The organism is Colwellia sp. SU-HH01172 (genome assembly GCF_057553355.1).
This window is the reverse complement of sequence record NZ_BAAJMB010000003.1, coordinates 1-22,990: the sequence shown is the minus strand read 5'-3', so window position 1 is coordinate 22,990 and position 22,990 is coordinate 1. Positions and strand designations below refer to the sequence as shown.

Here is a 22,990-nt window from a genome sequence, read left to right as displayed (position 1 = left end):
GGCTACAGCTCATTGTTAAAACGACTGAATACTTGGAAGGAAAGTGAAATTAACTGTAAAATAATTTAGTTATTATTTTACAGTTCTAAGAATGTTCTGATTTTACTTTCTTGTTCAAGAGCATCATTAAAACCAAGATTTATCAGCTCCTTACAATAGTTTTTTTCGAACAATAAGTAACTGACCAAACTCGATTCTGCGTCGTTAGTAATACCGACACTGCGTAACAGTAGCCGGATGCTTAGTGGTAATTTGTTGTAGTACTTGACTGCTATGGCATTAAAGTCATGACTAGGGTTAATGACTAATGAGTCGATGTTCTTTAATCCTGCCGTTTGATTTTTTAAATTTTCAGGTATTAGTGATAAGGTATGATTAACCCGCTCCATACGCTCTATATCACTTTGTAATGTGTCAGAGAAAATGGTATCGAGTAAGTGGCCGGCAATGGTTGCCGTGGTTGGTGGATGAGGATTATTCTCCCGAGCGTGAATCGGCTCTTTTGGCTGTTCGACACCGACCACAAATATTTTTTCCGCGCCTAAATGTATCGCCGGACTTAACGGAGAAAGTTGGTGGATAGAACCGTCGCCAAGGTGGTCATGCCTAACTTTTGCCGAAGGAAAAACTAGTGGAATTGCCGCGGACGCCATCAAATGTTGGCTATTAAGTTGCGTTGGCTCCCCCCGACGTTTTGCTCGAAACCAAGGTGATATTGAGTCTTGTGATTGGAAGAAGCTGATGGAATCACCACTGGTGTAGCTTGATGCAGTAACGGAAACCGCGGACAAATAACCACGTCTAATGTTAGTATCAATACGATTAAAATCTATCACCATATCGAGCAAATCACGAAGTGGTGCGTTGTTCAATAAGCTTCGAGCACTTTTGTTAGCATAATCTGCTTGAAAACTGCCGAGTAAACCCGCTGATAAATGACTTAATACCCGCATCGCATCACTATGATAAATGCGCCCTGGATCTAGGTTTTTCCATACCCATTCTAGTTTTTTAACCCCTAACTGGAAGCAAGATGCATAACAGGCCAATGCTGTTGAATTAATAGCGCCAGCTGACGTACCACAAATTATTGGAAAGGGGATGCCATGGTTTCTTGGTATAAACTTAGCAATAGCCGATAAAACTCCTACTTGGTAAGCGGCTCGGGCGCCACCTCCCGTTAACACTAAAGCGTTATTTCTGTCTATATAACTTCGTTTATGGGGCATTAAGATAACCAGTTAATGAAAATTACTGTGCTAAAATGATTTTAATCAGTTTTACTCATTGTAGCTAGTTGAATTTTATGATTTTTCACCGCTAAAATTTGAGGCAGAAAAAAAGGCCAGCTAATGCTGGCCTTTTTAATGACATAAGAATTATTAACTAGTAAAACATTGAACTTACAATAAGTATTAACGCCTACTGGAAAATAAATTTCTAGCTGCTTACGCGTTTGTTAGCAGCGTCGATTAATGGTTGCGATCCACTTTGAATTAGTGCCAAGTTAGCTGAAACTGTTTTCTTTGGTAATTTACTAATCATCAAAGAGCCGGTTTTCACTGAACCTTTAGTGGCAGCGAATTCTAACAAGTTTTTACCATTACACTGGATACCCGCGAAGATATTACGAATTTTTAATTTGTTCGTCTTTAAGAATGAACGCATACGTTTCTTGTCGTCAGCTGCAACATACTCACATACACTTTGTGCAATGTTCGCGGCTTGCGCTTTCGGCGCAGATACAATAGACGTCATAGTTAAAGCAGTAATGGTAGTAACTAGTAATAATTTTTTCATTTTAATAACCTTTTATAATGCAAATAGAGTTAGTAAAAGAAAAAACCACAGGATGTACCTAATAACACGGTAACTCCGCTGTCATAGATAAATACAGTATTATATTTACCCTTAGACCGGTGGTTTTGCGTAACACGTTTTCGCGTGTCTTGCCTTTTCTTTGTCAATTTCAGTATTACCAAAACGATAGGTAAATGCAACAGATTTGTTAATAATTGTTGCTAAATCAATCAGACTTCTGGTGAAAACTCTTTTATATCAATAAGGTGGTGTGTTTTAGTTTTTTCTGGTTTTAGTCAAATATTGCAGGGGTGTGAGAGGGAATCTGTGCATTTGTGCGATATTGTCGTATAAAAAAGGGGCTAACGCCCCTTAATTCAACCTCTAAATGTCAATAAAATGTTAACTATTTAAAAGCTCATTTCAGGAATTTCGCCATCAACAATGAGTTCACCTTCGGTTAACGAAATAATTTCTTCTACTGATACGCCAGGTGCGCGTTCTAATAAGTGAAACTTACCGTTTTTTATTTCAATAAAGGCAAGATCAGTTAACACTTTCTTAATACAGCCTTTGCCCGTCAGTGGCAGTGTACAATTGCTTAATAACTTTGAAACGCCATGTTTTGATGCGTGAGTCATAGTCACGATAATATTATCAGCACCGGCTACCAGGTCCATTGCGCCACCCATGCCTTTAATTAATTTACCCGGTATCATATATGAGGCAATGTTACCGTTAACATCGACCTCAAAAGCACCTAAAACGGTTAAATCAACATGACCACCGCGGATCATGGCAAAAGATTCTGCTGAGTCAAAAATTGATGCACCGGTAGCCATAGTAACGGTTTGCTTACCGGCATTAATTAAATCAGCATCAATTTCCGCTTCGCTAGGAAATTGCCCCATACCAAGCAAGCCGTTTTCAGATTGTAGCATCACTTCCATACCTTCAGGCACATAGTTTGCCACTAAGGTTGGAATACCTATACCTAAATTAACGTAATAACCGTCTTGTAATTCTTGTGCAACGCGCTGTGCTAGTTGCTCTCTTGATAAAGCCATAAATTACTCCTTACTAACACTTATAATTATGTATCGCTGCGAACAGTACGTTGTTCAATGCGTTTTTCAAATGAGCCTAAAATTAAGCGGTTAACATAGATACCTGGTGTATGAATGTGATCTGGGTCTAACTCGCCAGGTTCAACAATTTCTTCTACTTCTACGACGGTAATTTTGCCTGCTGTTGCTGCCATAGGGTTGAAGTTACGTGCTGTTTTTCTAAACACTAAGTTACCGTAACGATCGGCTTTCCACGCTTTAACAATGGCAAAGTCACCCTTAATCGCTGGCTCCAAAATATAATGTCTACCGTCAAATTCTCGCTCTTCTTTACCTTCAGCAACAGGCGTTCCGTAACCTGTAGCGGTATAAAAAGCAGGAATGCCAGCACCGCCAGCACGCATTTTTTCAGCTAAAGTGCCTTGTGGCGTTAGTTCAACTTCCAATTCACCATTCATCATTTGGCGTTCAAACTCAGCATTTTCACCAACGTAGGAGGCAACAATTTTTTTGATTTGACGGTCAGGAAGCAAAATACCTAAACCAAAATCGTCAACACCACAGTTGTTTGAAACCACGGTTAAGCCTTTGGTGCCTTTACGCTTAATTTCACTAATTAAGTTCTCTGGAATGCCACATAAGCCGAAACCACCGGCAATTACGGTCATATTGTCTTCAAGACCGGCCATCGCTTCTTCATAGCTTGACACTACCTTGTCAAATCCTGCCATCGTTTGTTCCTCATTAAAAATTTTTGTCGTTGTTCTTAGTTTCTGTATCTAAAATATAATTAGCTTACTGAGCTCCGGAATGCTGTTGATACTTTAGATACCGGCGCTTTGCCCAATTTGTCACTAATGTACCAACCTGCCGCTAATAGTTTCTCAAAATCAATACCGGTATCAATATTCAAACCGTTAAGCATGTATAAAACATCTTCGGTTGCGACGTTGCCTGAAGCGCCCTTAGCATATGGACATCCGCCTAAGCCTGCAATAGCACTATCGACTACCATGACACCCGTTTGTAAAGCACTGTAAATGTTAGTTAACGCTTGGCCGTAGGTATCGTGAAAGTGCACAGCAAGTTTTTCTACGGGTACTCGGGCGCTAACGGCCTGTATCATTTTAGTTACGGTAGCAGGGGTACCAACACCTATGGTGTCACCAAGCGAAATTTCGTAACAGCCCATTTGGTATAGTTTTTCAGCAACCATGGCGACTTGCGCTGGTTCGATAAAGCCGTCATAAGGACAACCGACAACACAGGAAACATAACCGCGCACCGGAATATTAGCGGCTTTGGCTGCTTGCATAATAGGCTCAAAGCGCTGCAAGCTTTCTTCAATCGAGCAATTAATGTTCTTTTGACTGAAGGCTTCTGATGCAGCGCCAAATATCGCCACTTCACTGGCATTGACCGCCATCGCTGCTTCAAAACCCTTCATATTTGGGGTTAGGGCAGCGTAGGTAACATTTTCTTTGCGCTTGATACCGTTAAAGACGTCAGTAGACGTTGCCATTTGTGGCACCCATTTAGGTGAAACAAAGCTGCCGCTTTCAATATAGCTAACGCCAGCATCTGCTAACTGCTCAATTAAGGATATTTTATCTTCGGCACTGATCTGCTGCTTTTCATTTTGTAAGCCATCGCGCGGTCCAACTTCAACAATTTTTACCTGTGTTGGTAAGCTTGCTGCATTTGTCATTATGCGTCCTCCGCCGTGAAGGCAATAAGCTCGGCGCCGCCATCAACCATATCACCATCTTTATAGTAAATAGTGTCAACAACACCATTGCTTGGCGCGCGAATAGTGTGTTCCATTTTCATCGCTTCCATGATCATTAACGGCTGCTCTGCTGTTACAGTTTCACCAGCGGCTACCAATACTGACACCATAGTGCCGTTCATTGGTGCAACTAAGCCACCATGGTTGTCGTCACCACTGTTGTCACCACAATCAGGTAAAATGTGGGTGAAATTGAAGACGCCATTTTGATGATAAAGGCTGATTTGTGTGCCATTTTTCGCAATCGTTGCGTGACTGCGGTAGCCATCAATACTGACGTATAAAGTATCGTTTTCAATTCGGCCTTGGCAATCAACCGTTTGACCATCAACCGTGATCAAATAGTAGCTGCCGCTACCTTGGCGTTTTTGCTCAACAACAATTGGGTACTCAGTGTCGTTATGCGCTAGTACCATGTGATGAACATTCGCTTCATTTAAGCGCCAAGCATTAGTCATATTCCAAGGCGAAAATGGGTCATTAGTTTTCGCGGCTTCTGTTTGAGCTTGCAGTTCTTGCGATAATACTAAATAAAGCGCTGCCATTGGCAACTCACCCGCTAAGGCTTGCTCACTTTCATGGAAAATAATTTCTTGGTTTTTCTCGATAAAGCCGGTATCAATATCGGCATTAACGAATGGTGCACAGGTCGCTAAGTTATAGAGAAAGTCAATATTAGTTGTTACGCCATTGATACGGTATTCAGAAAGCGCTTTTGCCATACGCTGTAAGGCTTTTTCACGGTTCTCGTCCCAAACAATAAGTTTGGCAATCATAGGATCATAAAATACGCTCACTTCATCACCTTGACGAACGCCAGTGTCAACACGCACGAACTCACTTTCAACCGGTGGTTGCAAAAAGTCTAAGGTGCCGGTTGCTGGCAAAAAATCGTTGTTTGGGTCTTCAGCATAAATACGGGCTTCAAACGCATGACCATTAATTTTTAGTTCATGTTGAGCTTTAGGTAATACTTCACCTGCAGCAACACGTAATTGCCATTCAACTAAATCTTGGCCAGTAATTAATTCAGTAACTGGGTGCTCAACTTGTAGTCGAGTATTCATTTCCATAAAGTAAAATGAGCCGTCAATATCAAGTAAGAACTCAACTGTGCCAGCGCCTTGATAACCAATTGCTTGTGCTGACTTTATCGCTGACTCACCCATTTTCGCACGTAGTTCTTCACTCATGCTAAAGGCTGGTGCCTCTTCAATCACTTTTTGATGACGACGTTGCACTGAACAGTCACGTTCGAAAAGGTAAACCGCATTTTCATGATTATCACAAAATACTTGAATTTCAACATGACGTGGTTGTGTTAAGTACTTCTCAACCAACATGGTATCGTCGCCGAATGAAGATTTAGCTTCACGTTTTGCTGCTGCGAAACCTTCTGAAAATTCTGCTTCGCTCCATACTTGGCGCATACCTTTACCACCACCACCGGCAGTAGCTTTAAGTAGTACAGGATAACCCATATCATCGGCAGCTTTTTTGATAACAGCTTCTGATTGGTCATCGCCATGATAACCTGGTACTAGTGGTACCTGTGCCGCTTCCATAATATTTTTAGCAGCAGACTTTGAACCCATGGCTTCAATTGCGCCAACAGGTGGGCCAATAAAAGTAATGCCTTGTGCGGCACACATACGGCAAAAATCGGCATTTTCAGATAAGAAACCATAACCTGGGTGAATTGCTTGAGCGCCAGTACGTTTTGCCGCTTCAATAACTTTTTCAGATAACAGGTAACTTTCACGCGATGGAGAACCTCCAATATGAATAGCTTCATCGGCCATATTGACATGTAAGGAATCAGCGTCAGCATCAGAATAAACAGCAACGGTTAGGATACCCATTTTTCGTGCAGTTTTAATAACACGACAGGCGATTTCGCCACGGTTGGCAATTAATATTTTAGTAAACATGGATTTATCCTTCGCCTTTATTTATTGATGTTTCTTGCGGGGCTTCTTGTTGTATTGGAGCTTGCCAAGCAGCTTGGCGTTTTTCAAAAAAGGCACTTAAGCCTTCTTGGCCTTCAGCTGATACACGAATTGATGCAATTCGTTCACTGGTAATTGTAATTAATGCTTCGTCGATATCTTGATAAGCAACATCAAGGGCCAACTGCTTAGCTTGGCGCACTGCTAATGGTCCATTTGCCAGTAACGTTGTTATCATTTTTTCAACGGCTGAATCTAGAGCTTCCAATGGTAGAATTTCATCAACTAAGCCAAGTTGTTGAGCTTTATCAGCAAAAAATCGCTCGGCGGTTTGAAAGTAACGTCGACTGGCTTTTTGACCAATGGCATTAACCACATAAGGGCTAATAGTGGCAGGTATTAAGCCAAGTTTTACTTCACTCAAACAAAAGCTAGCTTTTTCACTTGCTAGCACAATGTCACAACAACTTGCTAGTCCAACAGCGCCGCCAAAAGCTGCACCTTGTACTTTAGCGATAGTCGGTTGAGGTAAAAAGTTAAGGTTTTTAAGCATATGGGCTAGGGCATTAGCATCGGCTAAATTCTCATCATAAGAATATGACGCCATACGTTTCATCCAACCTAAATCAGCGCCGGCTGAAAAGCTTTTACCGGTTGAAGCCAGCACCATGACTTTGATGTCATGACATTTTGCAATTTCATGAAATAGGTGACTTAAGGCAAAAATAATACTGTCATCAAAGGCATTGTGCTTATCAGGATTATTCATGGTAACGGTTGCTACGCCGCGATTGTCAACGTCGAACAAAACTTGCTCGCTCGGACTTTTAATATTTTGATGGCTAAACATAGTCAACTTCTCCCTACATTCTAAACAGACCAAACTTGGTCTCTTCAATAGGTTTATTTAATGAAGCTGAAATCGCTAAACCTAACACTTGGCGAGTATCTGCTGGGTCAATCACGCCATCGTCCCATAATCGAGCAGAGGCGTAATATGGATGACCTTGATGTTCGTAGTTGTCAATAATAGGTTGTTTGAAGTCTGCTTCTTCTTGCTCGCTCCATGTTTCGCCACGTTTGTCTTTTTGGTCACGTTTAACTTGTGCAAGTACGCCTGCGGCTTGTTCGCCGCCCATTACTGAAATACGTGAGTTAGGCCACATAAATAAGAAACGTGGGTCGTAAGCTCGGCCACACATGCCGTAGTTACCAGCACCGAAGCTACCACCAATTAAAATAGTGAATTTTGGCACTTGTGCTGTTGCCACGGCTGTTACCATTTTAGCGCCGTGTTTTGCGATACCACCAGCTTCATACTGTTGGCCAACCATAAAACCGGTGATATTTTGTAAAAACACTAATGGAATTTTTCGTTGTGCACAAAGTTCGATAAAGTGAGCACCTTTTTGCGCTGATTCACCAAATAAGATGCCGTTGTTCGCCACAATCCCGACAGGGTAGCCGTAGATACGCGCAAAACCACACACTAAAGTGGTGCCGTATAAGGCTTTGAATTCATCGAATTCACTGCCATCAACAACACGCGCGATAATTTCACGTACATCGAATGGTTGGCGAGAGTCTTTTGGCACTATGCCGTAAATTTCGTCACTGGCATAAGCGGGCTCAGCAACTTCTTTAATGGCCATTTGTACTGGCTTAACTCGATTTAAATTGCTCACAGCATTGCGCGCTATTTCTAACGCGTGATGATCATTTTGGGCATAATGGTCGGCAACACCCGAAGTACGACAGTGAACATCTGCACCACCTAAGTCTTCAGCGCTCACCACTTCACCTGTTGCTGCTTTCACTAATGGTGGACCTGCTAAGAAAATTGTGCCTTGCTCTTTGACGATAATAGATTCGTCTGCCATGGCAGGTACATAAGCACCACCAGCAGTACATGAACCCATTACAACGGCTATTTGTGGAATGCTTTGCGCTGACATATTGGCTTGATTAAAGAAGATACGACCAAAATGTTCTTTGTCTGGGAAAACATCATCTTGGTTTGGTAGGTTTGCACCACCTGAGTCAACCAAGTAGATACACGGTAAATTGTTTTCTTGTGCGATTGTTTGCGCGCGTAAATGCTTTTTAACAGTAAGCGGGTAATACGTACCACCTTTTACCGTGGCATCGTTGGCTACTATAATACATTCTTGACCACCGACACGGCCAATACCGGTAATAATACCAGCGGCAGGTACGTTATCATCATAAACTTCGTAGGCTGCTAATTGTGATAATTCAAGAAATGCTGAACCTGGATCAAGTAGGGCGTATACGCGGTCTCGTGGTAATAATTTACCGCGAGATAAATGACGTTCACGGCTACGTTCGCCACCACCAAGTTTAATTTCTTCTAACTTTACTTTTAAGTCATCAACCTGCAGTTGCATATGCTCGGCATTTTCGATGAATTCAGGGCTGCGGGGATTGATTTTCGATATTATCTTAGCCACGGTATAACCTTTTATTTGTTGATCGTTTTGTTAATTGTTGGCGTTGTTAATGCCAGTAAGTTAACAATGCACATTGGTATTGTTTGAACGCTTTAACATTAGACTTGTTAAGAGACAAAAGTGTTAAACGTATTCAATAGCAATAGTCACTGAGGTTTATAATTTGTTAGTAATCGAATTATTCATTGATAATTCAATAATTGAATTGGCAAAGCCATTTATTTGAGACTGAGGAAAAATGCGCGGAGCTTACAAGTGTAAGTGAGCACTTTTGACAATAGTATCGAGTAAATGGCTAAGCTCAAATCAGTTATTAAACAGATTCGTTGAATAACTCACGCCCGATTAGCATACGGCGAATTTCTGAAGTACCGGCGCCAATTTCATATAACTTAGCATCACGTAATAAACGACCCGCAGGAAATTCATTGATATAACCGTTACCACCAAGTAGTTGAATAGCATCTAGTGCCATTTTAGTGGCAAGCTCAGCAGAATATAAAATAACACCAGCAGCATCTTTACGGGTAGTTTCGCCGCGATCTGCTGCCATAGCACACATGTAAGCGTATGATTTAGCTGCATTCATTTGCGTGTACATGTCAGCAATTTTACCTTGAATTAATTGGAATTCACCAATTGATTGGCCAAATTGTTTTCTGTCGTGAATGTAAGGCACAACTAAGTCCATACATGCATCCATAATGCCTAATGGACCACCGGTTAATACTAAACGTTCGTAATCTAAGCCAGACATAAGTACGCGCACGCCTTTACCTTCTTCACCTAAAATGTTTTCAGCGGGCACTTCACAATCTTGGAACACTAATTCACAAGTATTTGAGCCACGCATACCTAATTTGTCTAGTTTTTGGTGACGAGAAAAGCCAGGGGAGTCGCGTTCAACAATAAACGCTGTAATGCCTTTTGAACCTGCGCTAGTGTCTGTTTTTGCGTAAATAATATAAACATGTGCGTCTGGACCATTAGTGATCCACATTTTGTTGCCGTTTAGAATGTATTTGTCGCCTTTTTTGTCAGCGCGAAGCTTCATGCTTACCACGTCAGAACCGGCATTTGGCTCAGACATGGCTAATGCGCCAATATGCTCACCAGTACAAAGTTTTGGTAAATACTTAGCTTTTTGTTCATGGCTACCATTTTTGTTTAATTGGTTTAAACATAAGTTAGACATAGCGCCGTAACTTAAACCAACAGAAGCAGAAGCACGTGAAATTTCTTGCATAGCAACCATGTGTTCTAAGTAACCTAAGTTAGAACCACCGTACTGCTCATCTACTGTCATGCCCAATAAGCCTAAGTCACCAAATTTGCGCCATAAGTCCATTGGGAATTCGTTGTCTTGGTCAACTTTTTCTGCGCGCGGAGCAATTTCATCGCGAGCAAATGCATTAACTGTGTCACGGATCATGTCAACAGTTTCGCCTAAGTTAAAGTTCATTGATGAGAAAGTAGAAATCATAGTGTTACCTTAATAATTGTTGGTCTTATTAACGCGATTATTTGCTATAGGCGCTAATGCTTACTTTTATTTGTTATGTCACTGACGAGGATGCTTAAGTGCTATTTTTCACTTCTATTTAGTGATAGCGGCTAACGCGTCTTGACAGTTGTTTTCTAAGCCGGTTAATTCAATCAACACGGCTTGAATATCTTCTAATTGTTGGTTTAAATCATTCTTCTTATTCGCAATTAAATCCATTATGGTATTTAATTGCGTTGCACTTGATTTATCAGCATCGTAAAGTTCAAACAAACGACCGGTTTCTGCTAATGAAAAACCTAGGCGTTTACCGCGTAGAATTAACTTTAGTCGAACTCTGTCTCTTTGGTTGTATATTCTTGTTTGTCCTTTGCGAGTAGGGAGTATTAGCCCTTGGTCTTCATAAAAACGAATACTTCGAGTGGTAATATCAAACTCTCGGGCTAATTCGCCAATGGAGAAGGTGACTATGGTCTTATCGCTCATTCTTGTTGCTCACAGTTAACTCGCTTACTTTATCTATTAGATACCTTACAATAAGTTTACGTTAACGTAAAGTGCAAGTAAGCAAGAATGTAAATAGTGTGTTAGCGATGATGGCTAAATAGCATAATTAACAGTATCAATCCTGATTCTATTAGAGTTTGTCAAAATACCATCAAAGGTTTTCTACTGAGTTGTAAAGAATGATTGTCAATTTGACGAAATTTTTGCCTTATTAGACTAAAGGTCCACTAAGTTTACGTTGGCGTAAAGGTAAATATGGGGTAATCTGTGGCGCAATTCTTATCGATTGCTGTTTATATCGCGTAAATAGATATCGAAAAATATTGAACAACACTTTGTCGGAGAGCTATATGTCTACTCAAGATCCTATCGTTATTGTTGCTGCCAAACGTACCCCTATGGGCGGTTTTATGGGCGGTTTGTCAGCTGTTACAGCTACCAGTTTAGGTGCTACTGCTATTCGTGGCGCTATGGAAGCGGCTAATTTATCAAATGATCAAGTAGATGAAGTGATCATGGGCTGTGTGCTGCCTGCTGGCTTAAAGCAAGCTCCTGCGCGTCAAGCGGCTTTAGAAGCTGACTTAGACCTTGCTACGGCTTGTACCACCATTAATAAAGTATGTGGCTCAGGCATGAAAGCGGCAATGCAAGCACATGATGCTTTATTAGCTGGCTCTATTGATGTTGCTATTGCTGGCGGCATGGAAAGTATGACCAATGCACCGCACTTGATGCCAAAAGGTCGCTCAGGTATTAAAATGGGTCATGGTCAAATTCTTGATCATATGATGACTGACGGTTTAGAAAATGCCTATGACGGTATTGCTATGGGCTGTTTCGCACAAGAAACTGCTGATGAGTCAGCGTTTACTCGTGAAGATATGGATGCCTATGCTATTCGCTCTTTAGCACGCGCTAATGCCGCGATTGCTGACGGTGCTTTTGATAACGAAATTTCACCGGTAACGATTAAATCACGCCGTGGCGATTCAGTATTTGCTATTGATGAACAGCCTGGTAATGCGCGCCCTGATAAAATTCCTAGCTTACGTCCAGCGTTTAAGAAAGACGGTACCATTACCGCGGCTAACTCTAGCTCAATTTCTGACGGTGCTGCAGCACTAGTCATGATGAAATTGTCAGAAGCACAAAAACGTGGCTTAACACCATTATGTAAAATTGTTGCCCATGCCATGCACGCACAAAAGCCAGCTGAATTCACCGTTGCACCCGTTGGCGCAATGAAAAAAGTACTAGCAAAAGCTAACTGGACAACTGCTGATGTTGACTTATTTGAAATCAACGAAGCCTTTGCCATGGTAACTATGTTAGGTATTAAAGAGCTTGATTTAGACGTAGCGAAAGTTAACGTTAATGGTGGCGCTTGTGCTCTAGGTCATCCGTTAGGCGCTAGTGGCGCTCGTATTATGGTTACGCTAATTCACGCATTGAAAAATAAAGGTTTAAGCAAAGGTCTTGCTTCTTTATGTATTGGTGGCGGTGAAGCGACAGCAATTGCAGTTGAAATGATGTAATTACTTTATTTCAATAAAATTTAGATAATTTAAAAAGCCGCATTAGCGGCTTTTTTTATGTCTTAATAATGCCATCGAATAATTACGTTGTACTAGAGGCTATGGCGAGAGTCTCGATATTGCTTAGGTGAAATACCGACTAACTTTTTGAACAGTCGCGAAAAGTAATAGGGATCGCTATAGCCAAGGCCGCTGGCAATGTCTTTAATCGCGATATCGCTATTATCTAGTTGTGAACAGGCGTGTTGAATTTTCATATTAATAAAATGTTGAATAGGGGAGCTATCTGTTAGCTCCTTAAATTTTTTCGCAAAGTGAAACTTCGATAACTGACTGTAGTGAGCTAAGGTGTCTAAGCTCAACTCTTGATGCAAACTATTGCGCATTAAGGCTTCTACAGCTTCAAGGTCGAAACTTGAACTGTTATTAAACATGGTTAAACGCAGTTGCAGCGCTAAAAAACTTAACGCTTGCTGTAAAATATGTACAGCATGTATTACGTTGGTTGCCGTGTAACCCCTAGCACCCAAAGCAAGTAAATGGTCAAAATCGCTGACAATGTTATTCAATACACCAGCATGAGCGACACCTGCGTCCATTTTCATTAACAACCGTTCGGCAAAGTCCTGTGCTAAGCCACCAGTAAAGTTAATCCAATAAAGCGTATTGTCAGCAGTTTTATTGTTAATGGTAAAAGTAAACGGCGTATTCGGGTTGATAATAACAAGATCGCCACGTTCTATATTTCTTGTTCTGCCTTGGTAATCTAATTCTCCAGAGCCAGATACACAGTAAATTAAAGTATGACAATGGCTGTTGTCTTGCTGTAATTTATAGTTATCAGTGGCTTGTGTCATCCCTAAAGAAATAGGATATAAGCCGTCAGTTAAACGATGCTTTGACAGCTTTTTCAACAAGAATACCGGAATGAATAGCCGGATGTCGGGTGATTTCTTCATGGTGCTATTGGACACTTTTCTTTAAAATTATCGTTTAATGTTACTTGCTGGTCTAATCACAATATAGTCCATTAAATTAACAATAAAATCAATGTTCATCACGTTTCTAGTATGGTCTAATTTTATCATTAGGTTTCTATTATCAATTTTTACGACTAAAACTAGTGCATTAGTAACTTGTTTATAGCGTCTATTTGCAATTGTTTTGGTAAGTATTGCTTTATAAAAAAGCGATTTGGACAAATTAAGAGAGTTTAAGATGAATACTGAAAGATATCAGTTAAAGAATAAGATCCGTATCGTAACGGCGGCATCGTTATTTGATGGTCATGATGCAGCTATTAATATTATGCGTCGAATTTTACAATCAAGTGGTGCAGAAGTTATTCATCTTGGCCATGACCGTAGCGTAGAAGAAGTGGTGAATACCGCTATTCAAGAAGACGCTAACGCTATTGCCATGACATCATACCAAGGTGGTCATAACGAATATTTCAAATATATGTACGATCTTTTAAAAGAACGTGGTTGTGAGCATATTCGTATTGTTGGCGGTGGTGGTGGTGTAATTCTACCTGAAGAAATTAAAATGCTGCAAGATTACGGCATTACCCGTATTTACTCACCTGATGATGGCCGTGAACTTGGCTTGTTAGGTATGATTGATGACATGCTAGAGCGTTGTGACTTTAAAACTGGCTTAGATGTTAAAAAAGATGATGTAGCAAATCTGAAAAAAGCAATTCCTTTGCAAGATAAAAAGCAGGCCATCGCTCGTTTAATTTCAGCCGCCGAAAATGCACCTGAAGAAAATAAAGTAGCACTTGAGAAAATTCGTAAAATATCGGCGGTTAGTAAAACGCCTGTGCTCGGTATTACCGGTACCGGTGGTGCTGGTAAATCATCATTAGTTGATGAATTAATTCGCCGCTTTTTGATGGCGACAGATGATAGCAAAATTGCCATTGTTTCTGTTGACCCGTCAAAACGTAAAACGGGTGGTGCACTACTTGGTGACCGTATTCGAATGAACGCGGTAAACAATGACCGTGTTTATATGCGCTCATTAGCAACTCGCCAATCAAACTTAGCGTTATCTGTTTATGTCAACGACACCTTAGATATTCTAAAAGCGACAGACTTTGACTTAATCATTCTAGAAACTTCAGGTATTGGCCAATCAGACACAGAAATTGAAGAACATTCAGATGTTTCTTTATATGTAATGACACCTGAATACGGTGCAGCGACTCAGCTAGAAAAAATCGATATGCTTGATTTTGCTGACATCATTGCACTAAACAAATTTGATAAACGTGGTGCATTAGATGCGTTGCGTGACGTGAAAAAACAATATAAGCGTAACCGTGGCATGTTTGAAGCAGGTGATGATGAAGTACCAGTATACGGTACTATTGCCTCACAATTTAATGACCGTGGCATGACTGAACTATACAATGCCGTGATCACTGAACTAAACAATAAAGCTGGCTTAACCGTTGGCGATTTGTTATCGGTTGACGGCACCTTAGCGAATAAGAGCAGTGTTATTCCTGGTGCTCGTATTCGTTATTTATCTGAAATTTCAGAAAATAACCGTGGCTATGATGTTTGGGTTGAAAAACAAGCTAAGGTGGCACAAAAACTTTATGGTATTCATAAGGCGATTGAAACAGCGAAAGAAACTGACTCAGACGCATCATCAGGCTTAGTTACACAACTAGAAGCCTTATATAGCCAAGTTGAATTAGATTTAGATCCGAAAAATAAACTATTACTTGAAGAATGGGCAACTAAGGTTCAGCGTTATAAGGACTCTGAATTTAAATTTAAAGTACGTAATAAAGAGTTATCAATAGAAACCCATTCAACGTCGTTATCAGGCAGTGAAATTCCAAAAATTAGCATGCCTAAATACCAAGGTTGGGGCGATATTTTAAAATGGAACTTACAAGAAAATGTACCAGGTGAATTCCCGTATACTGCCGGTTTATTCCCGTTCAAACGTGAAGGTGAAGACCCAACACGTATGTTCGCAGGTGAAGGTGGCCCAGAACGTACTAACCGTCGTTTCCATTATGTGTCTAAAGGCATGCCGGCGAAACGTTTATCAACGGCATTCGACTCAGTAACCTTATACGGTAACGATCCGGCCATTCGCCCAGATATTTACGGTAAAATTGGTAATGCCGGTGTGTCTATTTGTTGTTTAGATGATGCCAAGAAACTTTATTCAGGTTTTGATTTAGCACACGCCATGACATCAGTATCAATGACCATCAACGGCCCAGCACCTATGTTGTTAGGCTTTTTCTTAAACGCGGCAATCGACCAACAATGTGAGCGTTTTATCACTGAAAATGGTTTAGAAAAAGAAGTTAACGCAACCATTAAAAAGATTTATAAAGACAAAGGCTGTGAACGGCCAAGTTACCAAGGTGAATTACCAGAAGGTAATGACGGTTTAGGTTTAATGCTTTTAGGTGTTACGGGCGACCAAGTATTGCCACCAGCGGTTTATGAAGAAATTAAAGCCCGCACATTAACGCTAGTGCGTGGTACGGTTCAAGCCGATATTCTTAAAGAAGATCAAGCGCAAAACACCTGTATTTTCTCTACGGAATTTGCCCTTCGCTTAATGGGTGATGTACAAGAATACTTTATTGAGAAAGGCGTACGTAACTTCTACTCAGTGTCTATTTCTGGTTACCATATTGCAGAAGCAGGTGCTAACCCAATTACCCAATTGGCGTTAACCTTAGCGAACGGCTTTACCTTTGTTGAATACTACTTAAGCCGTGGTATGGATATTAATGAATTTGGTCCAAACTTATCGTTCTTCTTCTCAAATGGTATTGACCCAGAGTATGCGGTAATTGGTCGTGTTGCTCGTCGTATTTGGTCGAAAGCGATGAAGAATAAATATGGTGCTAATGCTCGTGCGCAAATGTTGAAGTATCATATCCAAACCTCTGGCCGTTCTCTGCATGCGCAAGAAATTGATTTCAATGATATTCGTACTACGTTACAAGCACTTTACGCGATAAATGATAACTGTAATTCATTACATACTAACGCTTATGATGAAGCGATCACCACGCCAACGGAAGACAGTGTGCGCCGTGCTATGGCGATTCAGTTAATTATTAACCGTGAATTAGGTTTGTCGAAAAATGAAAACCCAATTCAAGGTGCCTTTATTATTGAAGAACTCACGGATTTAGTTGAAGAAGCCGTATTAACAGAGTTTGATCGTATCAACGAACGTGGTGGTGTACTTGGCGCAATGGAAACCATGTATCAACGTGGCAAAATTCAAGAAGAAAGTATGCACTACGAGCATTTGAAGCATTCAGGTGAGTTCCCAATTATTGGTGTCAATACCTTCTTAAGTTCAACAGGCTCACCAACGGTAGTACCTGATGAAGTTATTCGCGCAACAGAAGAAGAAAAAACTTATCAAATAGATATGCTAGCTAGTTTAAATAAAGCTAATGAAGTTGAAGCAAAAGCGTTATTAAAAAGCTTACAAACAGCAGCAATCAATCATGAAAATATTTTCGAGTTGATGATGGACGCTTGTAAAGTTTGTTCATTAGGTCAAATCGTTAATTCACTATTTGACGCCGGTGGTCAATACCGCCGTAACATGTAAGGGGATTAGTACTAACTATGAGTAATTATCAAGCGCCAATGCGCGATATGCAGTTCTTATTACATGAAGTTTTTAATGCTAAGCAATTGTGGGCAACTATGCCTGCCGTTGCAGACATGATTGATAAAGATACCGCTGATGCTATTTTGTCTGAAGGGGCAAAGTTAACCTCTGAAGTTATCGCGCCGTTAAATCGCAATAGTGATGAGCAAGGTGCAACGTGGAACAATGGTGAAGTAACAACGCCTGATGGTTTCTCTAAAGCTTATCAGCTTTATTGTGACGGTGGCTGGGGAGCTTTAAGTGGCGACCCAGAGCATGGCGGCATGGGTATGCCGAAAATGTTGCAATCATTTGTTGAAGAAATGACACAGTCTGCGTCTATTTCATTTGCACTTTATCCAATGTTGACTGCTGGCGCTTGCTTAGCGCTATCAGCTCATGCCTCAGCGGAAATGAAGCAAACCTATTTAGAAAATATGTATTCGGGGCAGTGGGCTGGCACTATGTGTTTAACTGAGCCGCACGCGGGCAGTGATTTAGGCATTATGACGGCTAAAGCCGAAGCGCAAGACGATGGTAGCTTTGCTGTTTCCGGTACTAAAATATTTATTACCGGTGGCGAGCAAGACTTAACCGAGAATATTATTCACTTAGTGCTAGCTAAAATTCCGGGTGCGCCAGAAGGGCCACGTGGTATCTCAATGTTTGTGGTACCTAAGTTTTTATTGAACGAAGATGGCAGTTTAGGCGAAAGAAATACCGTTGGTTGTGGTTCAATTGAACACAAAATGGGCATTAAAGGCTCAGCAACTTGTGTGATGAATTTTGACGGTGCTAAAGGCTATTTAGTTGGCGAAAAAAACAAAGGCTTAAACTACATGTTCACTATGATGAACTATGAACGTTTAGGTATGGGAATTCAGGGCGTTGGCGCTGCTGAAACCTCATACCAACAAGCCGCAGAATATGCTATTGAACGTATTCAAGGTCGCAGCGCTACCGGTAAAAAATCACCTGATAAAAAAGCCGACTCAATTATCGTTCACCCTGATGTTCGTAAAATGCTGTTAACTATGCGTGCCTACAATGAAGGCGGGCGTTGTTTTTCAACCTACGTTGCTAAACAATTAGATATTGTTAAGTTTTCTGAGAACCAAGAAGATAAACAGCAAGCTGAACAGTTGGTGGCACTATTAACACCTGTTGCAAAAGCATTTATGACCGATATGGCTTATGAAAGCTGTAATTTAGGGCAGATGGTTTTTGGTGGTCACGGTTATGTGCGTGAATGGGGCCAAGAACAATTGGTTCGTGATGTCCGTATTGCGCAAATTTATGAAGGTACCAACGGTATTCAAGCACTTGATCTACTTGGACGTAAAGTTGTTGCCAATAAAGGCCAGTTTTTTGAAAGTTACTTCGCTGAAATAAACGCTTTTGTTAATGCAAATATTAGTAATCAAGCACTATTGCCTTACCTTAACCCGTTAAGTGAGTCGTTAGCAAAATTAAAGGCGGCAACTGATTTAATTATTACTGAGCAAAGTAATGATAAAGATATGGTGGGCGCATCAGCAACTGATTATTTAGCCGCGTTTGGCTTAGTTAGTTATGCCTATATGTGGGCGATGATGGCTGAAAAGTCAGTGTCGCAACCGAGTGAAGAATTCTACCAAGCAAAAATGTATGTTGGTGCGTTTTTCATTGAGCGCTTATTACCTAAAATTGATAGCCATATTAAGTCAATTGAAGCAGGTAGCAAAACCTTGATGGCGATGCCGGAAGGGTTGTTTAATTATAACCATTAAGAAGCAGGGTAAGCGGGACTAATGTCTAATTGCGCTAGCCTTCAATTTAGAGAATGCTAATAGCAACATAGTCCATGCCGTTTTATTACGTCTTGTTTAGCTGATAAGACGTTAATGAAGTTGTTTATCGGCAAAAAAAAATTGTCAGAAGCATAAAAATAAAGATAAGTAAGGTGAGCACATGTCAACAGTTCCTGAAGAGTTTACCGCATTTCGAATTCATAAAAATGATAAAACCATTAGCAGTGGCTTTGAACAAATAGGCCTAGATGATTTAACGGCAGGTGAAGTCGTTATTAAAGTGGCTTATTCAGATATTAACTATAAAGATGCCCTTGCTGCGACAGGTAAAGGTCGAATACTGAGAACTTATCCTTTGGTTGGTGGTATTGATTTATCTGGCGTAGTGGTAAGTTCAGAGGATTCTCGCTTTCAATCAGGTGATAAAGTTTTAGTTTGTGGTGCGCAATTATCAGAGCTATATGATGGCGGTTATACAGAATATGCCCGCGTTAAAGCTAATTCTGTGGTGAATTTACCTGATGGCATGAGTTTACGTGATGTTATGGCGTTAGGCACTGCAGGTTATACCGCGGCTATTGCCATCCAACGTATGGAAGATAATGGCCAAATTCCTGAGCGAGGACCTATAGTGGTGACTGGCGCTACAGGTGGTGTCGGTAGCTTTGCCATCAACATGTTATCTAATATCGGCTATGACGTTATTGCCTTTACTGGAAAAACAGAGCAAGAAGCCTATTTGAAAGAGCTTGGCGCTAGCCAGTTACTCAATCGTCATGATATCGATATGGGCTCAAAACCACTTGAAAATGCGCAGTGGGGTGGTGCAATTGATAATGTTGGTGGCGATACACTGGCATGGTTAACTCGTACCACTAATGTTTGGGGCAATATTGCTTCGATTGGCTTAGCTGGTGGCTTTAAATTGGAATCTACCGTGATGCCGTTTATTTTACGTGGTGTTAGCTTATTGGGTATTAACTCAGTTGAAATGCCATTATCCGTGCGAGAGCAAGGTTGGAAGCGCTTAGCCACTGATCTTAAACCTAGCAAGTTGGCATTGATTTCACCAACAACAATTAAGTTCGCCGATTTACCTAATGCTTTCGATGCTTATGTTGATGGCACAGTTACTGGTAGAACCGTTGTTGAAATTGATGCAAGTCTAGATAAGTAACAATTGAATATAGAGTAATTATGTCACTTGTAAATTTTAGTGAACTCGCTGCTGGTAATAATAAAAAAATAGCCATTGCTGAGTTAAATTCACCACAATCACTCAATGCGCTTAGTTTGATTATGATTGAATTATTGCTCAAGCAACTACTCGCTTGGCAAAGTGATGAAGAAATCGCGATGGTGATTTTACAAGGTGCGGGTGGCAAAGCGTTTTGCGCCGGTGGCGATGTCGTAAGTTTGTATCACGCACTAAAGTCTGAAAGAGACGCGAATGAAACCGCTATTAGTGACCAAGTTATTGTTGAAAGTCTTGCCCAAGAGTTCTTTTCAAAAGAGTATCAACTTGATCAACTTATTCATGAATTTACCAAACCCATTCTAGTTTGGGGTGATGGCTATATTATGGGTGGAGGCATAGGTTTATTCGCTGGCGCTAGCCATAGAGTGGTGACCGAGAAATCTTTATTGGCAATGCCTGAAATTACTATCGGTTTATATCCTGATGTAGGGGCAAGTTGGTTTCTCAATAAATTACCTAATAATGTTGGCTTATTTTTAGGAGTGACTGGTGCAATTTTTAACGCTGTAGATGCGCTTGATCTTGGTTTAGCAAATATTGCCATTAATAGCAGCTTGAAAGAGGCTTTCTTACAAAGCTTAAGCGAAGTAGTTTGGCAGAGCGAGCATGAAAACTTTACTTTACTTGACCAAACACTTGAGCATTTTACTAAGCAAAGCTTGGAAGCATTTAAAACAATCCCTTCTAATATTAAACAACATCAAAATACCATTGAACAACTCACTAAATTTGATAGTGGCCTTAAGGTATATAACGCCATTTTAGCTTTAAATACGGATAATGATTGGTTGCAACGAGCACAAGCGAAATTAAAAAAAGGCAGCCCACTTTCAGCTATGATAATCTACCGCCAATTAATGATGAGTAAGCACTTCACCTTAGCAGAGTGTTTTTCTTCAGAGTTAAATCTAAGCCTTCGCTGTTGTCAGTATCAAGAATTTAGTGAGGGCGTGCGGGCATTATTGGTGGATAAAGATAAAAGGCCGCAATGGGCATATGATGATATTAAAGAAATTCCAATAGAATTACTCGATTGGTTTTTTATCCCGATAGCTCGAGAATAAACAAGCGAGCAAAATAAATTAGTTTGAATTGGCCTTACTCAACATAATAGTAAATAACTTCTTATATAAGTTTAGCTAAGGCGGGTTCGACATATAAATAAAATTGAATATAGAGGATTAGAAATGAATTTAAACAATAAAACTATTGTTGTCACCGGTGGTGGTCAAGGTTTAGGTCGCGCAATGGCATTAAGCCTAGCTAAAACAGGCGCAAAATTAGCCTTGATAGATTTAAACGAAGAGCAGCTGCAAGCAACGGTAGCTATGGTTGAAGAAGCTGGCTCACAAGCAAAGTATTATCTAGCTAATGTCACCAATGAAAGCGAAGTAGTAACAACATTTGCAAAAATTAATCAAGACTTCTCAGGCATCGATGGTTTAATCAATAATGCCGGTATCTTACGTGACGGTATGTTCGTTAAAGCCAAAGATGGCGTTGTTAGTAAAAAAATGTCGTTAGATCAATTTCAATCGGTTATTGATGTAAATCTAACGGGTGTTTTCTTATGTGGTCGTGAAGCAGCGGTTCATATGATCGAAGGTAATCGTAAAGGCGTTATCATTAACATGTCATCAATTGCTCGTGGCGGTAATATGGGGCAAACTAATTACGCTGCTTCAAAAGCGGGTGTAGTGGCAATGACAGTAACTTGGGCTAGAGAGCTTGGACGCCATGGTATTCGTGTTGGCGCAATTGCCCCTGGTGTTATTCGCACTGCCATGACTGACGCCATGAAACCTGAAATGCGTGAACGCTTAGAGAAAATGAAACCTGTAGGGCGTTTAGGTGAAGCAGATGAAATTGCTCATACGGTTAACTATATTTTTGAAAACGAATTTTTCACCGGCCGTGTTGTTGAAATTGATGGTGGCCTTTGCATGTAGTTTCGAGTATTACATTCGATACAGCATGTTAATCAAAACAAAAGGCGAGTTATTCTCGTCTTTTATTTATTTTACGTGTTAATTTTGAGTTGAATTAAAATGAGCAAAGCACTTTTTTTAGATAGAGACGGCATTATTAATGTCGACCACGGTTATGTCCACAAAGTAGAAGACTTTGAATTTGTTGATGGTATTTTTGAACTGTGTCAATCTGCAGTCAAGAAAGGTTATCAAATTTTTGTTATTACCAACCAAGCGGGTATTGCTCGAGGCTTTTATGATATTGCGATGTTTGAAAAGCTAACACAGTGGATGGTTGCTGCTTTTGCTGGGCATGGCGTAGCAGTTACTAAAGTGTATTATTGTCCGCATCACCCATCTAAAGGTGTTAATGAATTTGTCATGCCGTGCCAATGCAGAAAGCCAGCGCCTGGGATGATCTTGCAAGCACAGCAAGAGTTTACTATTGATATTAAAGAAAGCATTTTTATTGGTGATAAAATTTCTGATATGCAGGCAGCGAGTAATGCCGGTATAGAATGTAAAATATTAGTTGATAGTCGTTACACGGATGAACATGCCTCAGAGCAACTTGCAGGTGTGATTAGAATAAATAAACTTACCGAAGCTAGTCCATTTATAAATTAAGATTATTTTCTCATCTTATTGTGCGTTTTTTACTCCAATGAACTAGTATCTAGTAACTAATTTCAAA

The 22,990-nt window shown here is 40.5% G+C and carries 18 protein-coding genes and 1 riboswitch; of the genes, 7 read left to right on the top strand and 11 right to left on the bottom strand.

Annotation, left to right across the window (positions count from 1 at the left end):
• Window positions 1-77: 77 nt before the first annotated feature.
• The 10 genes from AC27JP_RS09545 to AC27JP_RS09500 form a co-directional block, all read right to left on the bottom strand.
• On the bottom strand, window positions 78-1,229 hold the full coding sequence (locus AC27JP_RS09545) for a patatin-like phospholipase family protein (RefSeq protein ID WP_487114423.1): 1,152 nt from the start codon (window positions 1,227-1,229) through the stop codon (window positions 78-80).
• Between the two features lie 211 nt (window positions 1,230-1,440).
• Window positions 1,441-1,800 (bottom strand): DUF3718 domain-containing protein, encoded by a 360-nt coding sequence (locus AC27JP_RS09540; RefSeq protein WP_487114421.1) that lies wholly within the window; start codon window positions 1,798-1,800, stop codon window positions 1,441-1,443.
• A 65-nt stretch (window positions 1,801-1,865) separates the two neighbouring features.
• Window positions 1,866-1,964, bottom strand: a riboswitch (cyclic di-GMP riboswitch).
• A 246-nt stretch (window positions 1,965-2,210) separates the two neighbouring features.
• A complete protein-coding gene (locus AC27JP_RS09535) occupies window positions 2,211-2,867 on the bottom strand; it encodes a 3-oxoacid CoA-transferase subunit B (protein ID WP_487114419.1) in 657 nt (218 codons plus the stop codon).
• Between the two features lie 26 nt (window positions 2,868-2,893).
• On the bottom strand, window positions 2,894-3,598 hold the full coding sequence (locus AC27JP_RS09530) for a CoA transferase subunit A (RefSeq protein ID WP_487114417.1): 705 nt from the start codon (window positions 3,596-3,598) through the stop codon (window positions 2,894-2,896).
• 59 nt (window positions 3,599-3,657) lie between these two features.
• Window positions 3,658-4,575: a hydroxymethylglutaryl-CoA lyase gene (locus tag AC27JP_RS09525; protein ID WP_487114415.1), complete on the bottom strand. Its 918-nt coding sequence runs from the start codon at window positions 4,573-4,575 to the stop codon at window positions 3,658-3,660.
• Window positions 4,575-6,587 carry an acetyl/propionyl/methylcrotonyl-CoA carboxylase subunit alpha gene (locus AC27JP_RS09520; RefSeq protein ID WP_487114413.1) on the bottom strand — a complete coding sequence of 671 codons (2,013 nt, stop codon included), beginning with the start codon at window positions 6,585-6,587 and terminating at the stop codon, window positions 4,575-4,577. The genes AC27JP_RS09525 and AC27JP_RS09520 overlap by 1 nt, the downstream gene beginning before the upstream one ends.
• Window positions 6,588-6,591: 4 nt before the next feature.
• Window positions 6,592-7,455 (bottom strand): enoyl-CoA hydratase/isomerase family protein, encoded by an 864-nt coding sequence (locus AC27JP_RS09515; protein WP_487114411.1) that lies wholly within the window; start codon window positions 7,453-7,455, stop codon window positions 6,592-6,594.
• A gap of 13 nt (window positions 7,456-7,468) precedes the next feature.
• Complete coding sequence (locus AC27JP_RS09510; protein WP_487114409.1) at window positions 7,469-9,076, bottom strand: carboxyl transferase domain-containing protein; 1,608 nt, start codon at window positions 9,074-9,076, stop codon at window positions 7,469-7,471.
• Window positions 9,077-9,389: 313 nt separating this feature from the next.
• Window positions 9,390-10,559 carry an isovaleryl-CoA dehydrogenase gene (locus tag AC27JP_RS09505; protein ID WP_487114407.1) on the bottom strand — a complete coding sequence of 390 codons (1,170 nt, stop codon included), beginning with the start codon at window positions 10,557-10,559 and terminating at the stop codon, window positions 9,390-9,392.
• A 114-nt stretch (window positions 10,560-10,673) separates the two neighbouring features.
• Entirely contained in the window at window positions 10,674-11,066 is a 393-nt protein-coding gene (locus tag AC27JP_RS09500; protein WP_487114405.1) for a MerR family transcriptional regulator, read from the bottom strand.
• A 371-nt stretch (window positions 11,067-11,437) separates the two neighbouring features.
• Between AC27JP_RS09500 and AC27JP_RS09495 the strand changes: the two genes are divergently transcribed.
• Window positions 11,438-12,622, top strand: coding sequence for an acetyl-CoA C-acyltransferase (locus AC27JP_RS09495; protein WP_487114403.1), 1,185 nt, complete (start codon window positions 11,438-11,440; stop codon window positions 12,620-12,622).
• A gap of 92 nt (window positions 12,623-12,714) precedes the next feature.
• On the opposite strand, the gene AC27JP_RS09490 is transcribed toward AC27JP_RS09495, so the two are convergent.
• Entirely contained in the window at window positions 12,715-13,581 is an 867-nt protein-coding gene (locus AC27JP_RS09490) for an AraC family transcriptional regulator (RefSeq protein WP_487114401.1), read from the bottom strand.
• 259 nt (window positions 13,582-13,840) lie between these two features.
• Here AC27JP_RS09490 and AC27JP_RS09485 point away from each other — a divergent pair, with 259 nt between their 5' ends.
• From AC27JP_RS09485 to gmhB, 6 genes are all read left to right on the top strand, one after another.
• Entirely contained in the window at window positions 13,841-17,236 is a 3,396-nt protein-coding gene (locus AC27JP_RS09485) for a methylmalonyl-CoA mutase family protein (RefSeq protein ID WP_487114399.1), read from the top strand.
• Window positions 17,237-17,253: 17 nt separating this feature from the next.
• On the top strand, window positions 17,254-19,047 hold the full coding sequence (locus tag AC27JP_RS09480) for an acyl-CoA dehydrogenase C-terminal domain-containing protein (RefSeq protein WP_487114397.1): 1,794 nt from the start codon (window positions 17,254-17,256) through the stop codon (window positions 19,045-19,047).
• 181 nt (window positions 19,048-19,228) lie between these two features.
• Window positions 19,229-20,245, top strand: coding sequence for an oxidoreductase (locus AC27JP_RS09475; protein ID WP_487114395.1), 1,017 nt, complete (start codon window positions 19,229-19,231; stop codon window positions 20,243-20,245).
• Between the two features lie 20 nt (window positions 20,246-20,265).
• Window positions 20,266-21,390, top strand: coding sequence for an enoyl-CoA hydratase/isomerase family protein (locus AC27JP_RS09470; protein ID WP_487114393.1), 1,125 nt, complete (start codon window positions 20,266-20,268; stop codon window positions 21,388-21,390).
• A 123-nt stretch (window positions 21,391-21,513) separates the two neighbouring features.
• Window positions 21,514-22,275, top strand: coding sequence for an SDR family oxidoreductase (locus AC27JP_RS09465; protein ID WP_487114391.1), 762 nt, complete (start codon window positions 21,514-21,516; stop codon window positions 22,273-22,275).
• Between the two features lie 99 nt (window positions 22,276-22,374).
• Complete coding sequence (gmhB, locus tag AC27JP_RS09460; protein WP_487114389.1) at window positions 22,375-22,923, top strand: D-glycero-beta-D-manno-heptose 1,7-bisphosphate 7-phosphatase; 549 nt, start codon at window positions 22,375-22,377, stop codon at window positions 22,921-22,923.
• Window positions 22,924-22,990 lie beyond the last annotated feature (67 nt).